This is a genomic window from Mycobacterium paraense (assembly GCF_002101815.1).
In the GTDB taxonomy this organism is placed as follows: domain Bacteria; phylum Actinomycetota; class Actinomycetes; order Mycobacteriales; family Mycobacteriaceae; genus Mycobacterium; species Mycobacterium paraense.
The window spans coordinates 81,824-106,043 of the sequence record NZ_LQPM01000010.1; the positions used below are offsets into that span (position 1 = coordinate 81,824).

Genomic DNA, 24,220 nt, shown 5'->3' on the forward strand with positions numbered 1-24,220 from the left:
GGGTCGATGGCGACTCCGGTGACGGCGCCGTCCGACGGTACCGAATCCCAGCACCTGGTCGGCGGAGTCCCGCTCGCCAGCCTGGTGCGCGACTATCACCGGCCCATGGTGAACTTCGCTCGAACCATGGTCAATTCGGCGACGGTGGCCGAGGAAGCCGTGCAGGAGGCATGGGTTCAGGTCCTGCAGTCGTCGAGCTCGTTCGAGGGGCGATCCTCGGTGGGCACCTGGTTGTTCGGGATCGTCAAGCACACCGCCTCGCGGCACCGGCGGCGCGAGTCTCGCATTCGCGACCACGAGGTGCTCGTCGCCGACGACACCGACCCGCTGTCGGGTCGCATGCACCCCGCGGCGCACCCCGATGCCGGGCACTGGAGCGACCCGCCGTCGCAGCGCTTTCTCCGCGAGGACCAAACCGCAGCAGGCGAACTCGTGGCACTCGTACGCGCGGCGCTGGACCAGCTGCCGCAGCGGCAACGCCAGCTGATCATCCTGCGAGACCTCGCGGGCGTATCGGCCGACGAGGCGGCCGGGATCCTTCGGCTGTCGGCCGAGGCGCAGCGTTCGCTGCTCTACCGCGCCCGGGGCAATCTCCGAAACGAATTGGAAAAGCGGTATCCACGATGACCGTCTACGACAACACAATTCCGGCCGTCGACTGCGTCGACTTCGTTCGGCTCGTCGACGACCTCGTCGACGCGGATCCGGAGCACTGGGGGCCGATCGTCGCCAAGCATCTCGAGGAGTGCCCACCGTGCCTCGTCTACCTGCAACAGATGCTCGACCTCAAGGTCCTGCTCCACCACGTCTTTGCCGGGGACAAGCTCAGCGACGAGCAGGTCTCCGCGGTCATCAACTCGATCAACGACTTCACCGAAGGGCAACACCGATGACGATCGAAGCGCCGGCGCCGCAACGAGAGCGCCACGTCCCCACGGAAGACACGCTGATTCCCCTGCCTGCCCGGGGCGCCGCCGAGGACCCGTTCGAACCGCTGAGCGTAGGCGCGATGGTGGACCGGGTGGCCGGCATGGCGGTGGAGAAGGCCGCGCACCCGTGGGCGTTCTTCGTGCGCTCGCTGGTCGGCGGCGCGATGGTGGCCTTCGGCGTGCTGCTCGCGCTGGTCGTCAGCACCGGCGTGAAGACGCCGGGCGTTGCGAGCTTGTTGATGGGCTTGGCATTCGGCATGTCGTTCGTGTTGATTCTGGTGTCCGGCATGTCGTTGATCACCGCGGACATGGCCGCCGGATTCCTCGCCGTGCTCAAACGCAGCATGAACCTCGGGACGTATGCGTTTCTCGTCGTCGTCGGCCTGATCGGAAACATCGTCGGCGCATTTGTGTTCGTCGCGATCTGCGGCGCCGCGGGAGGCCCCTACCTGGGAGCATTCGCCGAGCGGGCGGCGGCTGTCGGCGCCGCGAAGGCCGGCCAGCCGTTCTGGACCGCGCTCTTGCTGGCCGTGGTGTGCACGTGGTTCCTGCAGACGGCGATGTGCATGTTCTTCAAGGCCCGCAGCGACGTGGCGCGGATGGCCTTCGCGTTTTACGGACCGTTCGCGTTCGTCATCGGCGGCACCCAGCACGTGATCGCCAACGTGGGGTTCCTCGGTCTTCCCCTGCTGCTCAACCAGTTTCACCCCGCCGCCCCGCGCGCCGGGATCGGGTGGGGCTTCGGCCACGGCGGCTTGCTCACCAACATCGGTGTCACGACCGTGGGCAACCTGATCGGCGGCACGCTCTTCGTGGCGTTACCGTTCTGGATCATCGCGCAGTTGCAGCGGCGCCAGGTCTGAACACTTCCCGACCAACGGCTGACGACTGGGTTACTTCCGGGCGAACTGCGCGCCGCTCGGGCAACCCAACGGCCCCAACGGGTTCCAGCGACAGCCCTACGTCCCCAGCGGTTGAGGACTAAAGCCTCACGACCGGCGACCCGCCGGCCGATAGCGTCGCTGCTGACGAAGGGAGAAACCAAGTGTCGACATCTACGAAGCGGCTGGGCATCGTCGTCGCGGTCGACGGCTCGCCGGCAGCCGATGCGGCCGTCTGCTGGGCGGCCCAGGACGCCGCAATGAGGAACGTTGCGCTGACGGTCGTCCACGCGGTGGCCACCCCCACCGCCACCTATCCGCCGGTGCCGTACCCCGAAGCAATGCTGGTCCGGCTCGAGGACGACGGCAAAAAGGCCATCATGCACGCCGTCAAGATCGCCGAGGATGCGATGCCTGCCGACGCGAAGGTCGCGATCGGCAGGGAATTGGTGTACGCCGCCCCGGCGCCGGCCCTGATCAACATGTCCGACGAGGCGGAGATGATCGTGGTGGGCACCTCCGGGCGCGGATTGCTGGCCCGCGGCGTGCTCGGTTCGGTCAGTTCGACGGTGGTGCGGCACGCGAATTGCCCGGTCGCCGTCGTTCACGAAGAGGGTCTGGCCGACCGCCAGGACGCCCCCGTGCTCCTTGGCGTCGACGGGTCCCCGATTTCCGAACGCGCGACGGAGCTGGCGTTCGACGAAGCCTCGCGTCGCGGCGTCGACCTCGTGGCCCTACACGCCTGGAGCGACGTCACGACCGAGGTTCCCTATCTGGACTGGGCGACGGTGGAGGAGGAGGCGCAGCGCAGTCTCGGCGAGAGCCTGGCGGGCTGGCTGGAAAGCTACCCGGACGTGACGGTGCACCGCCGCGTCGTCCGCGATCGTCCGGCGCGACACCTCATCGACGAGGCAGCCTCCGCCCAGCTCGTCGTCGTGGGCAGCCATGGCCGGGGCAGTCTGACCGGCCTGCTGCTCGGGTCGGTGAGCAACACCGTCCTGCACTCGGTGCGGGTACCGGTGATCGTCGCCAGGCCGTCGGAGTCCTAGCCGCTCGCCGATTCAGCCGCCGCGCACGACGGTGGCCGTAAACGCGCACAGCGCCGCGAGGTCGCGCCCGGCGCGCAGGACCGTCCGGTCCGGGCGCACCAGCGCGGCTGTGGCGCGGCCCCGGCGCAGCCACGCGTCCAGCGCGCTGCCGGGCGGCGCGGTCACGACGGCAACGCCGCGCCGGCGCAGGAGCGCCTGGTCGGCGTCGCCCGGGTCGCCGGTGGCGATCAGCGCGAAACCCGTGCCGATCACGTCGTCGAGCCGTTGGCCATTGGGCAGCAAGGGGTTTGGGCACAGCGTGCCGGCGAGCTGGCGCGGCCGGCGCGACCTGTGCACCAGCGCGGAAGCGCGCAGCGATGGGGTGGTCGAGTCGACCACCTTGTCGCGCAGCCCGGGAATCAGCCGCAGCCGGGGCAGCACGACGCGCCGCGCCGCGTCGCCCAACCGGCCACCGCCGGTCATCGCCCAGCCGACGCCCAGCGCCAACCGGATCATGTGGCGGGTGTGCGGTTTGCGTTCCCGCTCATATGTGTCCAGGACCTCCGCGGCCAGGGAGCCGTCGCAAACCCCCGCGATCTTCCAGGACAGGTTGGCCGCGTCCCGCATGCCTGCCCCCATGCCCTGGCCGATGAACGGGGGAGTGAGGTGGGCCGCGTCGCCCAGGATGAACACGTTTCCTCGGCGCCACCGGTCGGCGATCTGCGCGCGGAACGTGTACTCGGTGACCCGCAGCAGGCGCAACTCGCCGTCCGCGACGCCGCCGACCCACGGCGCGATCAGCGGCCGCAGCGCAGCCAAAGTCCCGAAGTCGTCGGCGCTTTCGCCGGCCAGCAGCCGGAACTCCCATCGGTAGCGGGCGGGTCCGATGCGCATGTACGTCCCCGCGCGAACGGGGTCGCAGACCTGGTGCACGCCGTCCCACTGCCGCAGGTCGGCGTCACTGGCCACGTCGACGACCAGCCAACGCTGTTCGAAGTTCAAATCCCGCATGGCCGAGCCGATCTGGGCGCGCACCACGCTGTTGGCGCCGTCGCAGCCCAGCAGGTAGCCGGCCTCGACGTGCCGCACGCGACCGTCGCGGCGGTCGGTGAAGGTCACGCGCACGCGGTCGCCGTTGTCGGACAGCTCGGTGACCTCCGCGTCGCCGCGCACCTCTGCGTTCGGGTACCGCTTGAGGTTGGCGCGCAGGACGGCTTCCAATTCGGGTTGATCGAACATGTTGGCCTGCGGGAAGCCGTTGGGGCTGCGGGCCGGATCGCGGTGGAACTCGGCGAGCACGCGCCGTTGCCGGGATCGGTTGTCCAGCAACCGCAGACCGAGCGTGGGCCGCGAAATCGCGGCGAACTCGTCACCGGCGCCGAGGCGGGCGATGACCCGGTAGATCTCGTCGTCGAGGTGCACGGCGCGGGGCTGCGGGTAGATCCCGGGCCAGCGGTCGAGCACCAGGCAGTCCACCCCGTGTTGCGCCAACAACGTGGCGGCGGTGATGCCCGTCGGGCCGGCGCCGACGATGACGACCGGGACGCGCCGAATGGGGTCGTCCGTCACGCGAATCGGATTGTGGTGCGCTGGGTTCCGAGGTCGATGGCCCCGTCGTCGGTGGCCACCGACGCCTCGACGACGTCGCCGTCCTGCAGGTAGTCGCGGTTGCCGGCCTGGCGCGTGAAGAACATCTTCCACTTGAGGGCCGGCGGCAACAGGTTCCCGATGAACTGCACCGGCTTGGGCGGCGCGCTGAGCGCCGTCCCGGCCGGGGTGCCGGTGAGCACCAGGTCACCCGGCGAGAGCTCCTGGAACTGGGTGAGCGACTGCAGCGCCTCCAGCGGCCGATACAGCATGTCGCCGTCGACGAGCGCGTTCTGCCGCTCCTGGCCGTTGACGCTCAGGCGCAGCCGCAGGTCGCCGAACCGTTTGAGCTCGTCGGCCGTCAGCAAGACCAGCTCGGGCCCGACCGGGGTGAACGTCGGATAGGACTTGGCCTCGTAGAACTGGGTCTGGGGGAGCTGGATGTCGCGCGCCGAGACGTCGTTGGTGACCACCAGCCCGGCGATGAAGTCGGCGAGGTTGGCATCGGAAACCGTTGTGCCGACCGGGATTGCGCGACCGATCACCAGCCCGATCTCCACCTCGTAGTCGAGCAGCTGGACGTGTGAGGGCTTGACGATGTCGTCGAACGGCCCGTTGATCGACGCCGACGCCTTGCGGAAGAACGTGAGCGGCACCGACGCCGGGTCCATGCCCGCGTCGCGGACGTGCGACTCGAAGTTGGTCATCTGCGCCACCACCCGGCACGGCCTGGTGACCGGTGAGATCGGCTTCAGCGTGTCCAGGGCGACGGTCTCCGCACCCGCGGCGGCCTGGATCGCGGCCCGGTCGCCCAGCAGTGCGGCGGTGGTGGTCGCGGCGGTGTCGATCTTGGCGGCGCCGGTCGGAGTCTTGAGCCACCACGAGTCGGCGGTGTGCAGCACGGAGACGGTCATGATGCGGGCACTTTCAGTAGGCCGACGAGGCGGTTGACATCGAATTCGTTGGTTGCGCGCAGCGCGGTGATCATCGAGACCAGTTCGTGGCGAGCGGATTTCAGGTCGGTGCCGAGGAAGTCCCGGGTCGCCGGCGGCCCCCACTGGGCCAGCCCGGACGCGGTGAACGGCGCCCAGCCGGGCTCGACGGTGTTGTCGAACAGGTCACCGTCGGCGAAGTGTTCGACCAAAAATCCGTCGGGGTCGCGCCAGTAGTCGAATATCTGGCTGCCCTGGATGTGCCTGCCGATTCCCCAGGACCGCAAATACCCTCGGTCCGTGAGGTATTCGCCGCCCGCGGCCAGAGCGTCGAGGTCGCTGACCTGGTAGGCCGAGTGCAGGTAGCGGTTGGCCGGGCCCAGCGCCATCGCCAGCGTGTGGTGATCGGCCGGTGTCGAACCCCGGTCGCAGCGGATGAAGCTCATGGTCGGGCCGCGGTCGCGCTGCCCCGGGAAGTACATGAAGTCGCTGACGATCAGCCCGAGGTTGTCCAGATACCAGTCCAACGCCTCGAGGTACTTCGTCGACTGCACCACCAGGTGGCCCAGCCGCTGCACCCGCGCGGGCACGCGCGGCGGGCGCTGCCCGGCGTTGGCGCGGCGCACCTCGTCGCCGAAATTGAAAACGAGGGCCGGCTGGCCGGGCAGCTCGGGCAGCTCGTGCACGCCGGCCACGACGCGGACGGGCATGCCGCTGGGGTCGACCAGGTCGACCGACAGCCCGCCGATGTGCTCCGGCAGCGGGCGCGCGGCGGCGCCGGACTTGTCGGCCAGCCGCAGCACGTCGGCCTCGTCGCCGGCCCGGAACGCCACCCCGGTGAATCGCGTGCGCGGCCCGCGGCGCAGCAGCACGCACGGGCCGCCCGCCCGGGTGCCGCGCAAGTGCAGCTCGGCGGGATCGTGGCGGGCGGTCTGGAAGCCGAAGGCGCGGGCGAACGCCTCGGCGCGCGTCAGGTCGGGCTTTTCGAACTCCAGCCAGGCGAGGTCGGCGACCTTGATCACAGGATTGCGGGACCGCCCGGGGTGTTCGCCCCGCAGCGCTGTCTGCTCGCTGTGCAGCTGCCGGTGGGCGTGCGTCAGGTTCATGGCCATCCTCAAGTGAACTGACGAAATCGTCACATACTAGGCAACGTCCGGTCAAGAGTTACTGACGAAATCATCAGAAGTGAGGCATACTGCTAAGTCATGAGTGCGATGCCCGAGGGCGCCGAGCCGCCCAGCCGTCTGGAACGGCGCAAACAGCGCACCAGGGCGGCCCTGATCGGCGCCGCCCAGCGGCTGATCGCCGAGGGAAAGGTCAACGTGCCGGTCCTGGAGATCACCCGACTGGCCGACGTCGGGATGGGCTCTTTCTATAACCACTTCGACAGCAAGGAGCAATTGTTCGAGGCGGCGGTGGCCGACGTGCTCGACGCACACGGGGCCATGCTGGACCGGCTCACCGAGTCGATCGACGACCCCGCGGAAACGTTTGCCACCAGTTTTCGGCTGACCGGCCGCCTGTTTCGTCGCCGCCCGCAGGAAAGCGAGATTCTGTTGGCCAACGGGCCGGCGCTGCTGTCGTCCGATCGCGGCCTGGCGCCTCGGGCGCTGCGCGACATCAGGGCGGGCGTCGAGGCCGGGAGATTCCGGGTCGACGACCCCGAACTGGCCCTGGCCATGGCGGGCGGCGCGCTGCTGGGGCTCGGAAAGCTGTTGCGTGACGATCCGGATCGCGACGACGCGCGCGCCGCCGACAGCGTCACCGAAAACGTGCTGCGCCTGTTCGGGCTCGGCGACGTCGAGGCGCGCGCGATCTGCCAGCGCCCCCTTCCCGACGACGCCTTCCCGACGTCTTAGCGGTTTCGCGTGTCGGTCGACCACACGTTCGCGCAGCCCGGACATTGCAGTTTGACCAGCGTCGCGCGGTTGCTCAGCAGGTACTGCCAGTGCGCGCCGCAGTTGCGGTGACTGCGGCAGTCGGAGCACTTGTTGCGGCCCCATCCGCAGTTCGGGCACGGCAGCCAGGCGCGGCGGGACGGGTCCGCGTGGGGATGAAACGGAAACCTCAACGGCACGGTAAGTAAGCCTTCCTATGTATTGCTTAGGGTAGCCTACCCACATCGCGCCGCGCGAAACCGGCAGGTGCCACGAGGGAAAGCCGCGGCTCACGGCCACGCGATACCTGGGCCGTCAGGCCCCTTTGCAGGCGTCGGTCCCGCCGGCCGCCACGATGTGCGCGACCAGCTTCCCGCCGCGGCTGACCTCGATGGTCTGCCCCGCCGCGACCTTGTCGAAGTAGCGTCCCGCGCGCTTGCGCAGCTCATCGAGCTCGATCGGCCGCCCGGCGTCGGCCGGTCGCGAGAACGTCGTCGGGTCACCGGCCGACACGATCCTCGCCAGCAGCCTGCCGCCGCGCACAACATAGATGGTCTCGCCGGCCGCGACCCGGTCAAAGCAGCGCCCGGCGCGGGTGCGCAGTTCCTCGAGTCCGACCCAGCCGCCGGCCTCGGGCGAGGGGGCCTTGCCGGACCGCGCCGGGATCGGGGCCACCCGCCAGTCGCCGACGGGCACGATGCGCGCCACCAACTTGCCACGGCGAACCACGTCGATCGCCTCCCCGGCGGTGACCCGCTCGAGATACGCACACGCGTCGCTCCGGAGTTGGCCCAGGCCAATCACTTCCGGCATTTCGCTCCGATCTCGGTAGGTCACCGGCGGCCGCGGCGCGGCACCCGGCCCATGCAATTATATGACTGTACGTGCGGTCAGTGTCAAACTCGGCGGGGTAGCGCCCTGGACGGCTCGGGTAGCGGCGAAAAGCGCTGCCAATCAACGGTATTGAGCGCTCCGCGAATCAGCGGGGCGGCGCCAGCATGTCCTTCCACCCGTCGTCGCCGGTCTTGGTCGAATTTTCGACCGCGTACTTGATGCCGTCGGGCCCGACCAGCGCCCCGCTCTGGGGGCTGTACACGGCGGCGGGGGGCCCGTTCGGGGTGTAGACGCAGGGGTTGGGCTGCTGCCCATTGCACTGGACCGTCCCCGAACCCGGCCGCTGCAGCGGATCGCTGACCGGGGGCGGCGTGCCCGCGACCCGGTCCGAGGGCGCCGGGTTGAGCCCGTTGTTGACCGACGGCGCCTGGATCACCTGGCCTGGCTTCACCGGTTGGTCGCAGCGCGCCGCCGGGGCCGGGCAGGTCAAGAGCTGGTTGGGATCGCCGTACCACGGGTTGGTGCCCAACGGGACGTACGGGTTAGGGTCGCGGCATTCCCGCGGCGTCGCGGCGCGTTTACCGGGAACGTCGACGCACGGCAGGTTACGTGCCCCGCGCACGGCGTTTGCCGGGGTGTCTTGCGGGATCTTGCAATAGGTTCCGGACGGCATCGGCGCCAGGCTGGTATCCGCCGGAGACCGCCACTCGGCCGCCGGCAGGAACCCGGTCAGACACGGCGGCGGCTGGTTGATTGTCAGCGAGGTGCCCAGCGACGCGTACCCCGGGAAGGGGGCCGTCACCGTCTGGCCTTCCGAGGCGCCCTGGGGGTAGGAGACCAGCAATTGCTCGACGCCCTTGTGATAGCGCTTGAGCATGTCCAGCACGATCTCGAGGTTCGCCAATGTTTGCGGCAGCGACTCGCGGACGTCGCCGAACACCGCGTTGACCTGATCGGCGGTCGGCGCGCCCTGCATCAGAATGCTGCGCACGTGCTGGTCGTTTTCCGCGCTCTGCGCGGCCAGGACGTCGAGGTTGTGCGACCAGCGCTGGATCGAGTCTCCCGATGTGACCTGGCTGTCGATGATCGGCCCGGAGTTTTGGATGATGTCGTTGACATCGGAGATGTTGGTCTTGAAGTCGCCGGCGATCGCCTGGGTCGCATCGACCAGGCGCTGCAGGGCGGGGCCCAATCCGCCTACGGCTTGGGCTGTTTCGTCGAGCAGCGAGGCGATCTTGTCCTTGGGCAGCGCGGCCAGCCCGCGGTTGGCGGCATCCACCGCCGGGCCGATCTCGGTGGGCACGGTGCCGCGGGTGATGGTCTGTCCGGGCGCGAAGTACTTGCCCGGATTGCCGGTCGACACCAGGTCCAGATACTGCTCGCCGACCGCCGACACCGAATGCACGTTGGCCGAGGCGTCGATCGGGATCTTGTAGCGGTCGGCGATGCGCATCTGCACCCGCGCGCCCTTCTCGGTCGGCTCGACCGCGATGACCTTGCCGATGGTTTCACCGCGATAGGCCACGTTGGCCGTTTCGTACAGGCCGCCCGAGGAGGGCAGGTCCGCGTTCAGCGTGTACTGGCCGATCCCGGCCGCGGTGGGAATTTGCAGGTAGTAGCCGCCCAGCACCACCGCCGTGATCGCGGACAGGACGGCGAACATGACCAACTGACGCTTGATGAAGGGGGTCAGCATTGCCGGTCGGCCCTTTCCACCATCGGGCCACCCGGGGCGTCATTGGGGTTCGGCGTGTACCGGACGTCGGGAATCATCGTCTCGGGATCGCGACCCCACGACTGCTCGAGCGCGCGCAGCGTCCCGGAGAATCCCGTCCCGGTGAGGACCGCGTTGTCGACGGAGCTCATGGTCAGGTCCAGCGTCAGTGACAGGTTGAAGTAGTCGCCGCGGAACGCCTTGGGCACGGAGTCGATGTCGAACGGCCGGACGAGGATCAGCTTGAGCGCCCGGATCAAATACGGTGCGGCGCGGCCGAGTTCCCGCAACGGGCACTGTAGCGCGAGCAGGTTTTCGTGGAGGTCGCCCCGGGATGCGGACAGGTATTGGTCCGCCACCTGGCTGAGCCGTCCCGTCGCGTCAACGGCGTTGATCAGCAGGTTCTGCTTGTCGGCGAAATGCTTGAGCAGCGGCGGGAATTCGGTCAGGACCCGATCGAGAACGTCCGAGCGGGGGCCCACGTATGCCAGCAGCCGGTTGGTGGAGTCGATGGCGCGGGTGATGTCCTCGCGCTGCTCGTCGAGCCTGGCGGTGAAGGTGTCCAGCTTGCCCAGGAAGGCGCGAATCTGGTCGGCCCGCCCGTTGACGATGTTGTAGACCTCGTTCTGCAGCACTTCGAGGTTCGGGATGCCGCCCCCGCGCAGGATCATCGCGAGGCTGGCCAAGGTCTGCTCCGTCGTGGGATACGCCGACGCGTTGCTCAGCGGGATGGTGTCGCCGTCCCTCAGCAGCTGCGGGGACGGATTGGGCGGCGCCGCCAGCTCGATGTGCTGCGAGCCCAGCAGGCTGGTCTGCCCGATCTTGGCGGTCGCGTTCTTGGGTAACTTGACGCCCTTGTCCAGACGCAGCGTCAGCGTGGCGATCCAGTTCTTCAGGCTGATCGCGCGCACCGTGCCGACGAACACGTCGGCCACCCGCACCCGGCTGTTGTCGTTGAGGGCCAGCGTGTCGGGCATCTGCACGTAGATCGTGTAGTTGCCGGGCCCGCTGCCGGGGCCGCCGGGCATCGGCACGTTCGCGATGCCGTGCCACTTCGCGCACGACGTCAGCGCCACCGCCGCCGCCAGGAGCGCCAGCGCCTGCCGCGCCCGGTAGCGGAATCGAATGATCAAGGCGCGCATCATGATCCCGCTCCCGCCACCGCGGCCTGCGCGGGCGTCGGTGGGACCGGTCCGGGGAGCACGCCCGGTCCCGGTGGCGGCGGCGGGATCGGCACCTGCGGTGCCTGCACGCCGATCGGGGGCAACACGGGGTTCTCGTCGTAGGCGTTCGGCGGTCCCGGCGGCGTCTGCAATCCCGCCGGCGGCGGTGCGGCGTCGGGGCCGCCCATCAACTCGGCCAGCGAGTCGGGGGTCAACAGGCCGCCGGTGATCGGTCCCACCTGGGTGCCCTGCATGCCCGGCGCAGTGACCCAGCCGGGCTGGGTGTTGCGGTGCGATAACGGGGTGTCGGGCACCCAGATCCCCGGCACCGTGGTGTCCTTGTACCCGTTCGGCGGCTGCAGCCGGGGCTCGGAGTAGGCGACTTCCTTCGGCAGGGTCTCGGCCGTGCTGAACAGGTTCAGCCCGAACGGCAGATAGTTGAACTTGATCGCGTCGAGGACCGGCGCGAGGTACTGGGCACACAGTTCGGCCGAGTCTTGGTAGCCCAGCCGGCTGCCGGCCTGAATCATGCTGCAGACGAACTGCATTGGGTTCGCGAAGTTCGGGATCGCCGGGATGGACATGACCGCGCCGTGCGACGGGTGGTAAATCTGGCTGAGGTTCGTCTCCAGCGTCGGCAGCACGTGCAGCGCGGTTTCCAAACCGTTCAGCGGATCGGGTTGGACCAGGGTGGTGGTCAGGTTGGCGAGATTGTCGACGTCGTGCGCGAACACCTCCCGGTTCTTGTCCAGGAACGGGCGCAGGGTGGACAGCAGGCCTTCGAATTGCTGTAACGCGTTGGCGAGGTCCCGGTCGGAACCGGTCAACTCGTCGGTGAACTGGGCCAGGTTCGCGTTCAGCGCGACGAACTGCTGGTCGTCTTTGTGCAGGGCGTTGACGAACTGCGCCAGGCTGCGCACCACCGCGAAGAAGTCGCCGCGACCCTCGTTGAGCGCGGTCAACGCCCGCGACAGGCTGTTCAGAGTGGTGTTGATCTGCTTGCCCTTGCCCGCCAGCCCGTCCGCGAACGACTCGATGGCCTCACCGAACGGGCCCTTGGGCTGCTCGGGGGTCGGTCCGAGTTTGTCGATGACGTTGGCGACGCTTTCGCGCAGCTGGTCCCACTCCGTCGGCACCTGCGTGCGCTCGATGGGAATCACCGCGTTGTCGGCCATCACCGGGCCACCCCGGTAGGGCGGCTCCAACTGAATGTTGCGCGATGCCACCAGCGTTGGGTTCACGATCACGGCGGACGCGTTGGCGGGGACCTTGTACTTGTTGTCGTAGTGGAAGGTGACCTTCATCTTGTCGCCGGCCGGCTCGATCTTGTCGACCGCACCCACGCGAACGCCCATGATCTGGACCTTGTCGCCGGCGTAGAGCGCGTTCGCCGACGGGAAGTAAGCGACCACGGTGTTGGTGGTGAAGTTGTTGTACAGCCGCAACCCGACGAACCCCGCGACAAGAGCCAGCGCGACGATCACCGCCCCGATCACCCGCCGGGACCGCGGGTTGCGAAAACCAAAGGCGGTGCTCAATTCTGGCTACCTCCCGCTGCGCCGCTTCCTCCCGTGCCACCCGGCGTGATGAACGGGGCCGGCAGCTGCTGGCCGGGTCCCGGGGGCGCGGGCGGCCCCGGTGGCAGCCCGGGTGCGAATGCCGACGGTGGCGGGACGGGGCCGGCTGGTTGCAGGTTCTCGGTGCGCGCGCCCGGCGGCGCCTGGGTGGGCAGCGGCACCGGGGTGCCCGGCACATCCGGCGGCGGCGCGCCCGGCCGCCCGGCGATCGCGATCCCCGGTGTCGGCGGTAGGCCATTCGGGTTCGGCGGCGACGCATCGACGTCGACCGGTGCGGGGAAGCTGCCGCCGAACGGTCCGATGTCGATGCCCGCGCACGGCAACGGGTTCCACGGCCGCGGTGCCGCGCCGGCGGGCGGGGTGTACGAACACGCCGTGCCCGGCGGGACCGCCGGACCCGGATGATCCGGCGTGCCTTCCAGCACCGGCGGCGCCGGCGGCGGCGCGCCGTTGGGGAACCGGGTGCCGTTCGGGTCGGGCCAGCGGAACTCGGGCAGGCCGGCGCTGCGCCAGAAGTCCTCGGGATCGATGCCGCGCTTCTTGAAGGCGGCGTCGACGAACGGCTGCAGGATCCAGTACGGCAGCAGGTTGGAAAGGACGATCTTGAAGTAGGGTCCCGACGCGACGGATTCACCGAGCGATGCGGCGAATTGGCTGACGTACGTGAGGGTCTGGGCCAGGTCGTCTTTGCGTGCCACCAGCACGTCGCTGATGGCGCGTAACTGCTCGAGCACCGGGTTGAGGTTCGGGTTGTCGTTGATGAAGCCCTGCACCTGCGCCGAAAACGCGGAAACGTTCTGCAGCAGGGCGGAAATCGCGCGAGCGCGTTCGTTGAACGCCACCAGCAATGTCTTCGCGTTGACCAGGAGCCGGTTGATCTGCTCGCTGCGGTCGCCGAGCACGCTGGCGACCTGATGGGCTTGGGCGAGCAGGTGTTTGATCTGCTCGTCGCGCTTGCCGATCGTGTCGGAGAATCTGGCCAGGCCGTCGAGGGTGGCGCTCAGGTGCGGGTAGGTCTGGTCGACGGTCTGCGACAGGACGTTCAGCGACCGCTTGACCGTGTCGATGTCCCAGCCCGCGGCGGCCCTGGTGATGTCGAAGTTCGCGTCGTAGAGCTGGTAGGGGGTGGTGCTTTGGCTCAGCGGCAGGACGCCCCTCGGCCGCAACGTCTGGTTTCCGCGCGGCTCGATCTCGAGCACCTTCTTGCCCAGGATGGTGTCGGTCTTGATCGCGAGCCGGCTTTCGGTGCCAATGGTGTTGGGGCCGAGGGAAAACTTGATGAGGACGTGGTCGCCGTCGATGTCGAGCCCCTCCACCTTGCCGACGTTCACGCCGGAGATCCGCACCTTGTCGCCCTTGTTCAGTTGACCGGTGTCGGTGAACTGCCCGTAGTAGCTCGGAGTGGCGAACAGCATCGGAACGCTGGTGAAGCTTTGTCCGACGACGACCGCGAGCACCAGCACGGTGATGCCCATCAGCCCGACACGACCGCGGTTGAATTCCGTCAGGGTTCTCATTGCGGCGTGCACCTACCCGTGGGCTGCTGCCAGATCCGGACCGTGCGGACCGGGCCGCCCGCCTGCAGCCCGTTCCACTTGATCGTGAGGTCGCAGACGTAGAAGTTCACCCAGTCTCCGTAGAGCCCGATGCTGCGTCCGATCAGATTGAGCGCGGTCGGCGTCTTGTGGATCAGGTCGCTGAGTTGATCGCGTTGGTCGACGAGCGGCTGCTGGAGGGCCTGCAGGTAGTTGATCGCCTTGTGCAGCAGCGCGCGGTTGTCCGACAGCAGGTCGGCCACCGTTCCCGCGGCGTCGCTGATGTGCGCGGTGCCGGCGGCCAGCGGGTCGGCGTGGTTTTGCAGCCCGGTGATCAGCTTCTCGAAGTTGTCGACGGTCTGGTCGAACTCCTTGCGATGCCGAACCGTGGTGTCCAGCACGGTGTTTAAGTTCTTGACCACCTCGCCGATCGCCTGGTCGCGTTCGGCGATGTGCGCCGTCAATTGCGCGGTCTGGTCGAGGATGTCGTTGATGGTGCCGCCCTGACCCTGAAACACCGTGATGAGCGCCGATGCGATGGTGTTGACCTTTTCCGGATCGAGGGCGCGGAACAGCGGCTTGAAACCACCGATCAGGGCGTCGAGATCCAGCGCCGGTGCGGTGCGCGGCAACGGGATGAAGCCACCCGGCGGCAGCACCCGGTCGGCGCCCTCGCCCTCGCCGCGTTTGAGTTCGAGGTAGCGGTCGGCGAACAGGTTGAGGTAGCGGATCTGCGCGGTCGTCGACTGGTAGAGCGTTATCGAGCGGTCGACGTCGAACTTCACCACCGCCTTGCGGCCCCCGTCGACCAGTTGCACCGCTTTGACCTTGCCGACCTCCACCCCGGACGCCCGGACGAATTGGCCGTTTTTCAGCCCGCTGGCGTTGTCGAACTCCGCCGAATAGCTGTTGGTGCTGTTGAAGCGCATCTGGGCGAACACGACGACGATCGACACGGTGATGAGGAACAGCACCAGCGAGACGATGCCGAGCTTGATAGCGGACCCGGTGATTTTCATGGGTTGATCGTGTTGTCCCCGACTTGGCGGCCCCATACGTACTCGATGGCGTACGGCGAGCCGGTGTCCAGATGGTTATACGGCGCGAGGCTGGCGCCGGTGTCCACGATCAATTCCGGTGCGGGCCATAGGTCGTGGGTGATGGCCTGCCAGCAGCCCGGCGCGCCGCCCGGCCCGCCGCGGGCGTTCACGCGCGGCAGATTGTCCGGGAACACATAGGGATTCGGCGCACCGCCCACCAGGCCGGCCAGCCCGAGCAGCCCCATCGTGGCCACGGTGCCAGCCAGCCCGGGCAGCGTCAGGATGCCGCCCAGCCCCGACGTCAGCTCGGTCATGGTCCTCAGCGCGTAGCCGTTGCCGCCGCCCGTCGTCGCGTAGGCCGCGGGCTCTTCGTCGTAGTAGTTGCGGATGGTGCAGAAGATTTCGGGGCTGTAGGTGTCGAGCAGCTGGGCGGTGGGCACCAGATCGGCGAGTCCCCGCTGCAGGTAGGGGCCGCCGCGCCGGAAGATGTCCTCCCCGGTGTTGCCCAACCCGGCCGCGGCCAACAATGCGGCATCCAGGTCGGCTTCCTGCCGGTGCAGCGTGCGCGCCGTGATCACGGCGTTGCTGAGGGAGTCCAGCAGGTCCGGCGCGGCGTTGGCGTAGGTGTCGCCCAGGGCGGCCAGCTGCGCAATGTCATGCCGGAGCTGTGGCATCTGCGGATTGACGTCGTCGAGGATGGCGTTGGCGTTGACGATGGACTGCCCGAACTTGTCGCCCAAACCGGTCAGTGCCTGCGCGGCCGCGGCCAGCGTCAAGTTGACCTTGACCGGGTCCACCTTTTCCGCGATCGAGGTGATCGTCCCGAACAGGGTGTTGAACTCCGTCGTCACCGACCTCGCGTCGATCAGGTCCTGCGGCGTGATGCGCTGTGCCGTAGGGTTTTTCGGGGAGGTCAGCGACACATACTTGTTGCCGAACACCGTGGTGGCCCTGATGTTGGCATCCACGTTGGCCGGGATCAGGTTGATGTACTTGGGATCGACGTCCAAGACGAACTTCGCCGCAGGAGTGCCGTCACGCTGGATCTCCGAAATGTTGGCCACCCGACCGATTTCCACCCCGTTATAGGTGACCTTCGAGCCAGGATCCATCACCAAGCCCGACCGGGGAGCAATCATCGTCAGGGGCGTCTTCGGCGTGAGCCGGCCCCGGAACTGCAGCCAGACGAACGCCAACACCACCACGGCGACCACCAAGAACACCGCGGCGACCGTCTTGTACGGGGGGATGCGCGGCGGGTTCTCCTTGATCTTGGGGGCCGGGGCTGTCATCGGCGGTCACACCGTGAGGTTGAAGTTCGGGCTTTTTCCGTAGACCGCCATCGCGGTCAGCACCACCACGACGACGATCGTGATCAGCGACAGCCGCATCGACCGGCCGACCGCCTCGCCGACGCCGACGGGCCCGCCGCTGGCGTTGTAGCCGTAGTAGCAGTGGGTGGTCATCACGACCACCGCGACCAGGATCACCTCCGCGAACGACCAGCCCACGTCGTTGAGGCGCAGGAAGGTGTGGAAGTAGTGGTTGTACGTGCCGGCGGACTGCCCGTAGAAGAACACCGTGGTGACCTGTTGGGAGGCGAAGGCCATGGTGATCGCCAGCCCGTACAGCGGGATGATGACGATGAGTCCCGCCACGATCCGGGTCGACGCCAGGTAGGCGACGGACCGGATGCTCATCACCTCCAGCGCGTCGATCTCCTCGCTGATGCGCATGGCGCCCAGTTCTGCGGTGGCGCCCGCGCCGACCGTGGCGGCCAGCGCCTGACCGGCGGCCACCGGGGCGACGAACCGGACGTTGACCAGTGCGGCCAGGAATCCGGTGAATGCCTCGACGCCGATGTTGCCCAGCGTCGCGTAGCCCTGGATGGCGACCAGTGAGCCCGCGGACAGGGTGATGAAGCCGACGATGGCGGCGGTGCCACCGACCACGGCCATCGCGCCGCTGCCCATGCCCATCTGCGCGACCATCCGCAGCAGCTCTTTGCGGTAGCGATGAAGTGCGAAGGGGATCTGCCCGACCGCGCTCAGCGCGAACCAGACCATCTGCCCGAGCTCGACCAGGGCCCGGGCCGGGGCTTCTCCGTATCGGACGAGGGTGGCTCGCGGAAAGTGGAACCCCGCCGGTGCCGCCACTGTGTCCGCGGTCATGTCAGCGCCCCGTCCCGAACCGGACACCGATGGTGGTCAGCGCCGCATTGACCGCGAACAGCGCGATGAAACAGAGCACCACCGTCTCGTTGACGGCGGTGCCCAGGCCCTTGGACCCGCCATGGACGATCAGCCCGCGGTAACAGCCGACCAGGCCGGCGATGAGCCCGAACGTCGCGGCTTTGACGAAGGCGATCACCACCTCGGGCAGGCCCGTCAGGGCCGTCAGCGTGGAGAGATACGCACCGCTCGAGACGTTCTGCAGGTACACGCTGAACAGGTAGCCGCCGCCCAGGCCGACGGCGACCACCAGGCCGTTGAGCAGGACCGCGACGATCGTCGACGCGACGACGCGGGGGACCACCAGCCGGTGGATCGGGTCGATGCCGAGGACTTCGAGCGCGTCGATCTCCTCGCGGATGGTGCGCGCGCCCAGGTCGGCGCAGATCGCGGTGCCCCCGGCGCCGGCGACGACGAGCACCGTGACGATCGGGCCGAGCTGGGTGACCGCTCCGATCGCGGCGCCGGCACCGGAGACGTCGGCGGCGCCGATCTCGGCCAGCAGGAGGTTGAGCGTGAAGATCAGCAGCACGGTTTCCGGGATCGACACCGCGATGGTGGGCAGCAGTGATACCCGCATGAGGAACCACCCGGTCCAGATGAATTCACGCCATTCGAACGGCTGCCGCAGGGCTTTGCCGGTCAGGACGCACATCCGGAAGAACCCGCCGGCGACTTCGGTCCCCGGCCGGATCCGCTGGAGTGCTTTGCTGCCAATCGCGTTGGAGGCAGTCATGGATGCCGCCCAGTCCGACGGGGGAGGGGTAACCACGGCGTGCTCTGCGGAAAGCATTGCGGCAGAGGCTGTTTCGCTGGCGGTGGGCTATGGCGCAGCGGCTCTGCGCGTGAGGCGCGTTGCAGCGCATCACTTCGTTTCGGACGCCGGTCGGCGGTCTCGGCCTCCGTGCTGCATGTCGCGCTGGCTTGCCCCACCCAGCAACTATGGCATTAGACCGTACGGTCAGTCAATAAACGCGATCGTGGCTGGCCCACCCACAATCGCCGCCGAAATGGCCGTCGCAGCCCGCGAAGCGGGCACCCATTCGCGCGACGGCAATTGCCGTCCGGCGCACACTATTCCGTCGTCAGTACGGTCAGTCCGCGGCGGCACCCGCCGCGGCGAGGCTCTCGCGCACCACCGCAACGACGTCCGCCGCCGGGTTCGCCCACCGGCTCAGCCCCAACCGGTCGAGCAGCAGGCCGCCGAGGAACACGTCGACGAACGCGGCACCGACCTGTTCGGGTGTCCGCGAATCCGCGGGATGGAACCACACCCACATCCACTCCAGCGATCCCCACAGCTGCAGCGCCGCCAGCTCGACGTCCACCGATCGGAAGACGCCGATCTCGATGCCGTTCCGGATCTCGTCAATCGCCAGCGTTTGCAACTGATGACGCAGCTTGCGCACTTGCTGCATGGCCGGGTCATCCGACAACTGCACGACCTCACGCTGGCTTGCCACCGTCGCATCGCGTTCGGTCACCTGCAGCAACGCGGAGGCGTAAATGATCGCGGCGATGCGCTCGTGCGGCGCGGCCAGCCGGTCCCACACCATCCGCAGCACATCGAGCTGACGGGCCAAATGTGTTTCTTCGAGCTCGCGCAACATCTGCGCCTTGGTGCCGAAGTGGTGAACGATGGTGCCCTTGGACATCCCGAGCTCGTCGGCGATATCGCCGATATTCGTTCTGTCATAACCACGTTCGGCGACATAGCGGACAAAGGCATCGAGAATCTCGCCGCGTCTTCCAGGCGATCTGGGCATCTTGAACTCGAACCCTTCGGCGTGGACTAACCGTACGAACGGTCTATCATAACCCGCGGCTCACCGAAACCCGTCGCTGCGGATTGCCCGGCGCGGCCGTGTCGCTCCCAGTGAAAGATCGTGCGGCATCAAGCGCCACGGAACTTAGCGCCTCCCATGGGGGTGGGGCGACGTTCGAGGGCAGGCCGGCAGGTGCGGTCGGCGGGTCAACAGGGCCTGAGATGCCCCGCGGCGTGAGAACCGTCCGGTGCCGTTATCACGTACATGTTCGCACCGGGGGCGGACTTGATGTCGCCGGCGGCGTACACGGTCATGAGCTCCCGGCCGTCGCCGTCCGCAACACACACGTAAGTGTCGGTCTCGGCGTCGTATTCGAAGCTGTCCCAAGCCAATACGAAAGCCAAACAGTTGCCGTCGCGGTCCGTGACGACAAGCTTGTGCGCACCCGAGTCCTTGAGGAGCTCGGTGTCCTGCGCACGCTGCTGGGCGACCTCGTTGTTGTGGAGCGTCAGGCTGTTTAACATCGGTGTACTCCCTTGGCGACGTTGTCTCCGTCTGGCCCGGACGCAGGAAATGGCGCCGAACCTACCGCGAAGTCTGCTCCGGTATATCGCTCCCGACCAGGGCATTACGTCCCCTGTCCCGGGGGTCGTAAGTCGGTCGGCAAACGGGTTTCAGGGCAGACTCAAACAATTCATCCGGTCGCGCGTGCCGGGTCGGGCGACCGCCGGCCGACCTTGGTGGGCCGAAGCGCGGCCAGCAGCACGCCCAGGGCGAAGAGCCCCGCAATCAGCCATGGGAACCGCCCGTCCGGAGCAAAGCCCAGGTAGGCGAAGAAGTGCAGGCCGGCGGCGGCCAGCACGACACCGGCCAGCAAGCAGATTTCGCCCCAACGATCCGAGAGGGGCACGCCTGCCATGGGCAGGGGGGCGGCGAAGAAACGCCGCCGCCAATACAGCAGCGCCAGCTCGACCGCGGTCACCACGCTCAGGACCAGTACCCACTCCAACCGGGCGAGCCACCACGCCCCGCTGCCCTCCGGCGGTTGCGGCAGTAGACCCGCGGGGTAGGCGACGACCGCGACGATCACGACCGGAATCATGTGCCAGAGGTAGAGCGCCATCACGTTGTCGTTCGCGACGGCCAGCACCCGCTTCACCGGAGCCGAACGCAGCGCGCGGTTCAGCACCGGTGCGAGCGTCATGGCCAACCCGGCCTGCGCGCATCCGAAGGCCAGCAGCGCCGCGTTGGGCGGCGTCGTGTTGTCGATGGTCTGTCCGGGAACGCCGATCATGCTGACCGGGTAGGGTCCCAGCCCGATCAGCAGCGCCAGCGCGGTCGCCGAGCAGGCCGCGAGCAGCGCGGTCTTTCGGCCGGTCAACAGGCCCGCGCGCCAGGCGATTCCGAGCTGGTAGAACGTTCCCCAGCACAGCAGGTAGTTGATCCAGCCGAGGCCGTGCAGGTGCAGACCGATCGCAAGAGCGTCCACCGCCATGACCCCCACCGCCAGCCCCGCGGGCACCAGGAGCCCCCAACGCCGTTGTGCGGCAATCGCAATCGGCGTCAATGACACCACGATCAGGTAGACGGCCAGGAACCACAGGTGCATGGCGACCGCCCAGCCCGCGTACTCGAGCACCGATCCCGCCACGTGGGCGACGCCCAGCACCACCACGACGATCGACACCAGCGCGGCGTACACGGCGGTCGGCCCCAGCACCCGGGCCAGTCGATGCCGGAGCCAGGTCTGACGGGACACGCCGTCGGTCTCGTGCCGATGCGTCCAGGACAACGCGCTCGCGTACCCGGCGACCAGAAAGAACGTCGGCACCGCCTGAAACGGCCAGGTCAGCCACTGGGTCCAGGGCAGGTCGACCAGCGGGTTCTGGCGACCGAACGATCCGTCGTGGTAGGTCACCGAGCCGGCCAGCCAATGGCCCAGCACGATGAGGACCACGCCCGACGCCCGATAGAAGTCGACGGCCAGATTGCGGGCCGGTCGGGCGGTGTCGTGCACGAGCGCAACGGTACCCGTCCCACGGCTCGTGGTTGCCCGGCGCACAATGTGCCCATGAAACCTGCTCATCTCGCCGAACTCGAAGTCGGACGCCTCGGCCTGGGCGCGATGGGCATGTCCGTCGCCTATGCCGGCGCCGGCACCGACGACGCCGAAGCGATCCGCACCGTCCACCGCGCCATCGAGCTCGGGGTCACGCTGATCGACACCGCCGAGGTCTACGGCCCCTACGTCAACGAAGAACTGCTCGCCCGAGCCCTGGCGGGCCGGCGGGATCGGGTGGTGCTGGCGACCAAGTTCGGCCTGATGTCCCACACCGGCCGTGACGGCCTCGACAGCAGCCCCGCCAACATCCGCATTGCCGTCGACGGGTCGCTGCGGAGGCTGGCGACGGACCGCATCGACCTGTACTACCAACACCGCCTCGACCGTGCCACTCCGATCGAGGACACGATCGGGGCGCTGGCCGAGCTCGTCGCCGCGGGCAAGATCCGCCACATCGGCCTTTCCGAGGTCGGCGTCAACACCATTCGCCGCGCCCACGCCGTGCACCCCGTCACCGCCGTGCAGTCCGAATACTCGCTGTGGACCCGAGACCCCGAGGACGGGGTCCTCGACGTATTGCGCGAGCTGGGAATCGGATTCGTCGCCTACTCACCGCTCGGGCGCGGCTTCCTCACCGGCGCCATCCGCTCCACCGGCGAGCTTCCCGACACCGACTACCGCAAGACCAACCCCCGCTTCTTCGACGAGAACTTCGAGCACAATCTGCGGTGCGCGGACGAGGTGCGTGACATCGCCGCGGACGCGGGCGCCACCCCGGCCCAGGTCGCGCTGGCCTGGCTGCTGGCGAAAGGGCCTGACGTCGTGCCGATTCCGGGAACCAAACGGGTGTCGAGGCTCGAGGAGAACGTGGCCGCCGACAGCCTCGAACTCACGCCCGACCAACTCGCGAGGCTCGACGGGCTCACCCCACCCGTCGGCGGCCACCATGCCGCCGCGCAAATGGGATGGATCGACCGCTAGTGGGGGCCCCCAAGAAGCTGGTGATCGGCGCTAGCGGCTTCCTCGGATCCCACGTCACGCGCCAGCTCGTCGCGGCGGGCGCCGACGTGCGAGTCATGTTGCGCCGCAGCAGTTCCACCAAGGGGATCGAGGACCTGGCCGTCGAGCGCTGCTACGGGGACGTGTTCGACGACGACGCCCTGCGCGCCGCGATGAGCGGCTGTGACGTCGTCTACTACTGCGTCGTCGATGCGCGGATGTGGCTGCGTGATCCGGCGCCGCTGTTCCGGACCAACGTCGAGGGGCTGCGGCATGTCCTCGACGCCGCCCTGGACGCCGACCTCGCCAAGTTCGTCTACACCAGCACCGCAGGCTCTTTGGCGATCAGCGACACCCGCCCGGTCACCGAAGACGATCCGCACAACTGGGACCAGGGCGGTGCCTACATCGAAGCGCGGGTGGCCGGCGAAAACCTGTTGCTGTCGTACGCGCGCGAAAAGGGCCTGCCCGGCGTGGCGATGTGCATTTCTACCACCTATGGGCCCGGCGATTGGGCGCCGACCCCGCACGGCTCCTTGCTGGCCTTGGTCGCCAAGGGACGGTTCCCGTTTTATTTCGACTACTCGTCGGAAGTCGTGGGCATCGAAGATGCCGCCAGGGCAATGCTTCTGGCCGCGGAGCGCGGCCGCAACGGCGAGCGCTACATCGTCTCCGACAGGTACATGAGCGTCCGCGAACTGCACGAGATCGCGGCCACCGCCGTCGGCCGCCGGCCACCGCGGATCGGCATCCCGATGGTGGCGTTGCGCGCCGGTGCGCGGGTCAACGACGCGCTGGCGCGTGTGCTGCGCCGCGACCTTCCCTTCGCCTACGCCGGGATTCGGATGGCGGAGCTGATGTCGCCCCTCGACCACGGCAAGGCCGAACGCGAGCTCGGCTGGAAACCGGAGCCCGTCGAGGATTCGATCCGCAAGGCCGCCGTCTTCTTCGCTTCCCAGACCTAGTCCACGGCGGCCAGCGCCGCCGCGCCGTATTTCTTCTCGATCAGCGCCCAGGGGTCCGCGTACGGGCCGCGCCGCTCGGCCCGGCGCTGCAGCTTGAGGGCGGCCCGCATGACCGGCCGCAGCACGGGCCCGATTGCGCGCAACACGATGCGTTGGCAGCCCTGCGATTCGGCGATCCAGGCCAGGGTCTGCTGCCAGTCGTGCTCCTGGAAGTCGAGCAGCGCCTGCGCTTCGGTGGTGTCGTACCAGCCGGTGAAGCTCCAGCCGCGGTCGTCGCGCGGGTCGCCGGGCAGGCTCGCCGACGGTCCGAGGCGGCCCAGCCCGGCGGCGGTCATCAGGTCGTCCTCTAGGTCGCGCTGCAACAGCACGTACGTTTCGTTGCCGCCGATGAGCAGGACCTTGCCCGCGATCGTCGCCGCGCGATCGACGCCGTTGGCGAACGCCAACGCCACGTCGCGGGCGTCCACCGCGTGCATGCGGTTATCGCTCGGCATCGAGCGCATCAGGGTCAGGTAGTCACCGTTGATGCCGGCCTGGGTGTCCGGCGAGATGATCCCGCCCAATCGGTACAGCGCATACGGCAGGCCGCTCGCCCTGATCGCCGCCTCCGCCAGGACCTTGTCCTGGCCGTACTGATCGATGGGCTGCACCGGCGTGTCCGGGGTGATCCGCTCCGGGTGGCGGTAGGGGTTGCGCGATCCGTACACCGCGGCGCTGGACGCCATCAGGAACAGCGGCGGACGCTCCAGCGTCGCCGCCGCGGCCAGCAGGTTCTCCGTACCGCCCACGTTGACGCGCCGCGCCAGCCCGGGATTGCGGTACGACGGCGGCGACACGATGGCGGCCAGGTGAATGATCGCCCCGGGCCGATGGGTCGCGACCAGATCGCGTACCGCCTCGGCATCCAGCAGGTCGACGTAGCCCGGAATCAGCGCGCCGGCGTGTCCACCGGCGCCCAATTCGGCTTGGGCCGCAAGGGTTTTGTCGTTGCGGAGATCCATCGCCACGACGGTGCGCCCCCGCTCGAGCAGGAGCTGTGTGCAGCGCCGGCCGACCTGGCCGAACGCGCCGGTGATCAAAATGGTGCCAACAGTCATCGA

The 24,220-nt window shown here is 68.3% G+C and carries 23 protein-coding genes; 7 read left to right on the plus strand and 16 right to left on the minus strand.

Annotated elements, in window-relative coordinates:
* Positions 1–6: 6 nt before the first annotated feature.
* The 4 genes from AWB89_RS09245 (at position 7) to AWB89_RS09260 (ending at position 2,859) form a co-directional block, all read left to right on the plus strand.
* Positions 7–627, plus strand: coding sequence for an RNA polymerase sigma factor (locus AWB89_RS09245; protein WP_085173048.1), 621 nt, complete (start codon positions 7–9; stop codon positions 625–627).
* The gene (locus AWB89_RS09250; RefSeq protein WP_085173049.1) at positions 624–893 is read left to right on the plus strand and encodes a hypothetical protein; all 270 of its coding nucleotides are present in this window, start codon (positions 624–626) and stop codon (positions 891–893) included. The genes AWB89_RS09245 and AWB89_RS09250 overlap by 4 nt, the downstream gene beginning before the upstream one ends.
* Positions 890–1,792, plus strand: coding sequence for a formate/nitrite transporter family protein (locus AWB89_RS09255; protein ID WP_085173050.1), 903 nt, complete (start codon positions 890–892; stop codon positions 1,790–1,792). Before AWB89_RS09250 ends, AWB89_RS09255 begins: the two co-directional genes overlap by 4 nt.
* Positions 1,793–1,974: 182 nt before the next feature.
* A complete protein-coding gene (locus AWB89_RS09260) occupies positions 1,975–2,859 on the plus strand; it encodes a universal stress protein (protein WP_085173051.1) in 885 nt (294 codons plus the stop codon).
* Positions 2,860–2,871: 12 nt separating this feature from the next.
* Here AWB89_RS09260 and mhpA read toward each other — a convergent pair whose 3' ends face one another.
* From mhpA to AWB89_RS09275, 3 genes are read right to left on the minus strand one after another with little or no spacing between them, the layout of a single operon-like run.
* Positions 2,872–4,407: a bifunctional 3-(3-hydroxy-phenyl)propionate/3-hydroxycinnamic acid hydroxylase MhpA gene (gene mhpA / locus AWB89_RS09265; protein WP_085173052.1), complete on the minus strand. Its 1,536-nt coding sequence runs from the start codon at positions 4,405–4,407 to the stop codon at positions 2,872–2,874.
* The gene (locus AWB89_RS09270) at positions 4,404–5,339 is read right to left on the minus strand and encodes a fumarylacetoacetate hydrolase family protein (protein WP_085173053.1); all 936 of its coding nucleotides are present in this window, start codon (positions 5,337–5,339) and stop codon (positions 4,404–4,406) included. The genes mhpA and AWB89_RS09270 overlap by 4 nt, the downstream gene beginning before the upstream one ends.
* Positions 5,336–6,463 (minus strand): VOC family protein, encoded by a 1,128-nt coding sequence (locus tag AWB89_RS09275; RefSeq protein ID WP_085173526.1) that lies wholly within the window; start codon positions 6,461–6,463, stop codon positions 5,336–5,338. The genes AWB89_RS09270 and AWB89_RS09275 overlap by 4 nt, the downstream gene beginning before the upstream one ends.
* Positions 6,464–6,562: 99 nt before the next feature.
* Here AWB89_RS09275 and AWB89_RS09280 point away from each other — a divergent pair, with 99 nt between their 5' ends.
* Positions 6,563–7,216, plus strand: coding sequence for a TetR/AcrR family transcriptional regulator (locus AWB89_RS09280; RefSeq protein WP_085173054.1), 654 nt, complete (start codon positions 6,563–6,565; stop codon positions 7,214–7,216).
* Positions 7,217–7,549: 333 nt separating this feature from the next.
* On the opposite strand, the gene AWB89_RS09290 is transcribed toward AWB89_RS09280, so the two are convergent.
* The 12 genes from AWB89_RS09290 to AWB89_RS09345 form a co-directional block, all read right to left on the minus strand.
* Complete coding sequence (locus AWB89_RS09290) at positions 7,550–8,047, minus strand: type II toxin-antitoxin system Phd/YefM family antitoxin (RefSeq protein WP_085173055.1); 498 nt, start codon at positions 8,045–8,047, stop codon at positions 7,550–7,552.
* A 166-nt stretch (positions 8,048–8,213) separates the two neighbouring features.
* Positions 8,214–9,764 (minus strand): MlaD family protein, encoded by a 1,551-nt coding sequence (locus AWB89_RS09295; RefSeq protein WP_085173056.1) that lies wholly within the window; start codon positions 9,762–9,764, stop codon positions 8,214–8,216.
* The gene (locus tag AWB89_RS09300; protein ID WP_372515239.1) at positions 9,758–10,927 is read right to left on the minus strand and encodes a virulence factor Mce family protein; all 1,170 of its coding nucleotides are present in this window, start codon (positions 10,925–10,927) and stop codon (positions 9,758–9,760) included. Before AWB89_RS09300 ends, AWB89_RS09295 begins: the two co-directional genes overlap by 7 nt.
* A complete protein-coding gene (locus tag AWB89_RS09305; RefSeq protein ID WP_085173066.1) occupies positions 10,924–12,483 on the minus strand; it encodes a virulence factor Mce family protein in 1,560 nt (519 codons plus the stop codon). Before AWB89_RS09305 ends, AWB89_RS09300 begins: the two co-directional genes overlap by 4 nt.
* A complete protein-coding gene (locus AWB89_RS09310) occupies positions 12,480–14,039 on the minus strand; it encodes a virulence factor Mce family protein (protein WP_085099987.1) in 1,560 nt (519 codons plus the stop codon). The genes AWB89_RS09305 and AWB89_RS09310 overlap by 4 nt, the downstream gene beginning before the upstream one ends.
* Positions 14,036–15,076: a virulence factor Mce family protein gene (locus AWB89_RS09315; RefSeq protein WP_085173068.1), complete on the minus strand. Its 1,041-nt coding sequence runs from the start codon at positions 15,074–15,076 to the stop codon at positions 14,036–14,038. Before AWB89_RS09315 ends, AWB89_RS09310 begins: the two co-directional genes overlap by 4 nt.
* Positions 15,073–16,389, minus strand: a complete 1,317-nt coding sequence (locus AWB89_RS09320; RefSeq protein WP_085173070.1) for an MCE family protein — start codon at positions 16,387–16,389, stop codon at positions 15,073–15,075. Before AWB89_RS09320 ends, AWB89_RS09315 begins: the two co-directional genes overlap by 4 nt.
* Before the next feature lie 6 nt (positions 16,390–16,395).
* Positions 16,396–17,268 (minus strand): MlaE family ABC transporter permease, encoded by an 873-nt coding sequence (locus tag AWB89_RS09325; RefSeq protein ID WP_085099996.1) that lies wholly within the window; start codon positions 17,266–17,268, stop codon positions 16,396–16,398.
* 1 nt (position 17,269) lies between these two features.
* Entirely contained in the window at positions 17,270–17,983 is a 714-nt protein-coding gene (locus AWB89_RS09330; protein ID WP_372515259.1) for an MlaE family ABC transporter permease, read from the minus strand.
* 439 nt (positions 17,984–18,422) lie between these two features.
* Complete coding sequence (locus AWB89_RS09335; protein ID WP_085100002.1) at positions 18,423–19,094, minus strand: TetR/AcrR family transcriptional regulator; 672 nt, start codon at positions 19,092–19,094, stop codon at positions 18,423–18,425.
* A 206-nt stretch (positions 19,095–19,300) separates the two neighbouring features.
* Positions 19,301–19,618, minus strand: a complete 318-nt coding sequence (locus AWB89_RS09340; RefSeq protein ID WP_085173072.1) for a hypothetical protein — start codon at positions 19,616–19,618, stop codon at positions 19,301–19,303.
* A 170-nt stretch (positions 19,619–19,788) separates the two neighbouring features.
* Complete coding sequence (locus tag AWB89_RS09345; protein ID WP_241520453.1) at positions 19,789–21,111, minus strand: acyltransferase family protein; 1,323 nt, start codon at positions 21,109–21,111, stop codon at positions 19,789–19,791.
* Between the two features lie 54 nt (positions 21,112–21,165).
* Here AWB89_RS09345 and AWB89_RS09350 point away from each other — a divergent pair, with 54 nt between their 5' ends.
* Both AWB89_RS09350 and AWB89_RS09355 read left to right on the plus strand, forming a co-directional pair.
* Positions 21,166–22,137, plus strand: coding sequence for an aldo/keto reductase (locus AWB89_RS09350; protein ID WP_085173532.1), 972 nt, complete (start codon positions 21,166–21,168; stop codon positions 22,135–22,137).
* Positions 22,122–23,120, plus strand: a complete 999-nt coding sequence (locus AWB89_RS09355) for an NAD-dependent epimerase/dehydratase family protein (RefSeq protein WP_085173074.1) — start codon at positions 22,122–22,124, stop codon at positions 23,118–23,120. Before AWB89_RS09350 ends, AWB89_RS09355 begins: the two co-directional genes overlap by 16 nt.
* Here the strand turns inward: AWB89_RS09355 and AWB89_RS09360 are convergent.
* A complete protein-coding gene (locus tag AWB89_RS09360) occupies positions 23,117–24,217 on the minus strand; it encodes an NAD-dependent epimerase/dehydratase family protein (protein WP_085173076.1) in 1,101 nt (366 codons plus the stop codon). The two genes, AWB89_RS09355 and AWB89_RS09360, sit on opposite strands and share 4 nt — an antisense overlap.
* Between the last annotated feature and the right edge of the window lie 3 nt (positions 24,218–24,220).

Excerpts from the sequence above, each read along its gene's own strand:
- AWB89_RS09245 (WP_085173048.1), top strand. The coding sequence starts at position 7 with ATGGCGACTCCGGTGACGGCGCCGTCCGACGGTACCGAATCCCAGCAC.
- AWB89_RS09250 (WP_085173049.1), top strand. The coding sequence starts at position 624 with ATGACCGTCTACGACAACACAATTCCGGCCGTCGACTGCGTCGACTTC.
- AWB89_RS09255 (WP_085173050.1), top strand. The coding sequence starts at position 890 with ATGACGATCGAAGCGCCGGCGCCGCAACGAGAGCGCCACGTCCCCACG.
- AWB89_RS09270 (WP_085173053.1), bottom strand. The coding sequence starts at position 5,339 with ATGACCGTCTCCGTGCTGCACACCGCCGACTCGTGGTGGCTCAAGACT.
- AWB89_RS09275 (WP_085173526.1), bottom strand. The coding sequence starts at position 6,463 with ATGAACCTGACGCACGCCCACCGGCAGCTGCACAGCGAGCAGACAGCG.
- AWB89_RS09280 (WP_085173054.1), top strand. The coding sequence starts at position 6,563 with ATGAGTGCGATGCCCGAGGGCGCCGAGCCGCCCAGCCGTCTGGAACGG.
- AWB89_RS09290 (WP_085173055.1), bottom strand. The coding sequence starts at position 8,047 with ATGCCGGAAGTGATTGGCCTGGGCCAACTCCGGAGCGACGCGTGTGCG.
- AWB89_RS09295 (WP_085173056.1), bottom strand. The coding sequence starts at position 9,764 with ATGCTGACCCCCTTCATCAAGCGTCAGTTGGTCATGTTCGCCGTCCTG.
- AWB89_RS09300 (WP_372515239.1), bottom strand. The coding sequence starts at position 10,927 with ATGATGCGCGCCTTGATCATTCGATTCCGCTACCGGGCGCGGCAGGCG.
- AWB89_RS09310 (WP_085099987.1), bottom strand. The coding sequence starts at position 14,039 with ATGAGAACCCTGACGGAATTCAACCGCGGTCGTGTCGGGCTGATGGGC.
- AWB89_RS09315 (WP_085173068.1), bottom strand. The coding sequence starts at position 15,076 with ATGAAAATCACCGGGTCCGCTATCAAGCTCGGCATCGTCTCGCTGGTG.
- AWB89_RS09320 (WP_085173070.1), bottom strand. The coding sequence starts at position 16,389 with ATGACAGCCCCGGCCCCCAAGATCAAGGAGAACCCGCCGCGCATCCCC.
- AWB89_RS09325 (WP_085099996.1), bottom strand. The coding sequence starts at position 17,268 with ATGACCGCGGACACAGTGGCGGCACCGGCGGGGTTCCACTTTCCGCGA.
- AWB89_RS09330 (WP_372515259.1), bottom strand. The coding sequence starts at position 17,983 with ATGTGCGTCCTGACCGGCAAAGCCCTGCGGCAGCCGTTCGAATGGCGT.
- AWB89_RS09335 (WP_085100002.1), bottom strand. The coding sequence starts at position 19,094 with ATGCCCAGATCGCCTGGAAGACGCGGCGAGATTCTCGATGCCTTTGTC.
- AWB89_RS09340 (WP_085173072.1), bottom strand. The coding sequence starts at position 19,618 with ATGTTAAACAGCCTGACGCTCCACAACAACGAGGTCGCCCAGCAGCGT.
- AWB89_RS09350 (WP_085173532.1), top strand. The coding sequence starts at position 21,166 with ATGAAACCTGCTCATCTCGCCGAACTCGAAGTCGGACGCCTCGGCCTG.
- AWB89_RS09355 (WP_085173074.1), top strand. The coding sequence starts at position 22,122 with ATGGATCGACCGCTAGTGGGGGCCCCCAAGAAGCTGGTGATCGGCGCT.
- AWB89_RS09360 (WP_085173076.1), bottom strand. The coding sequence starts at position 24,217 with ATGACTGTTGGCACCATTTTGATCACCGGCGCGTTCGGCCAGGTCGGC.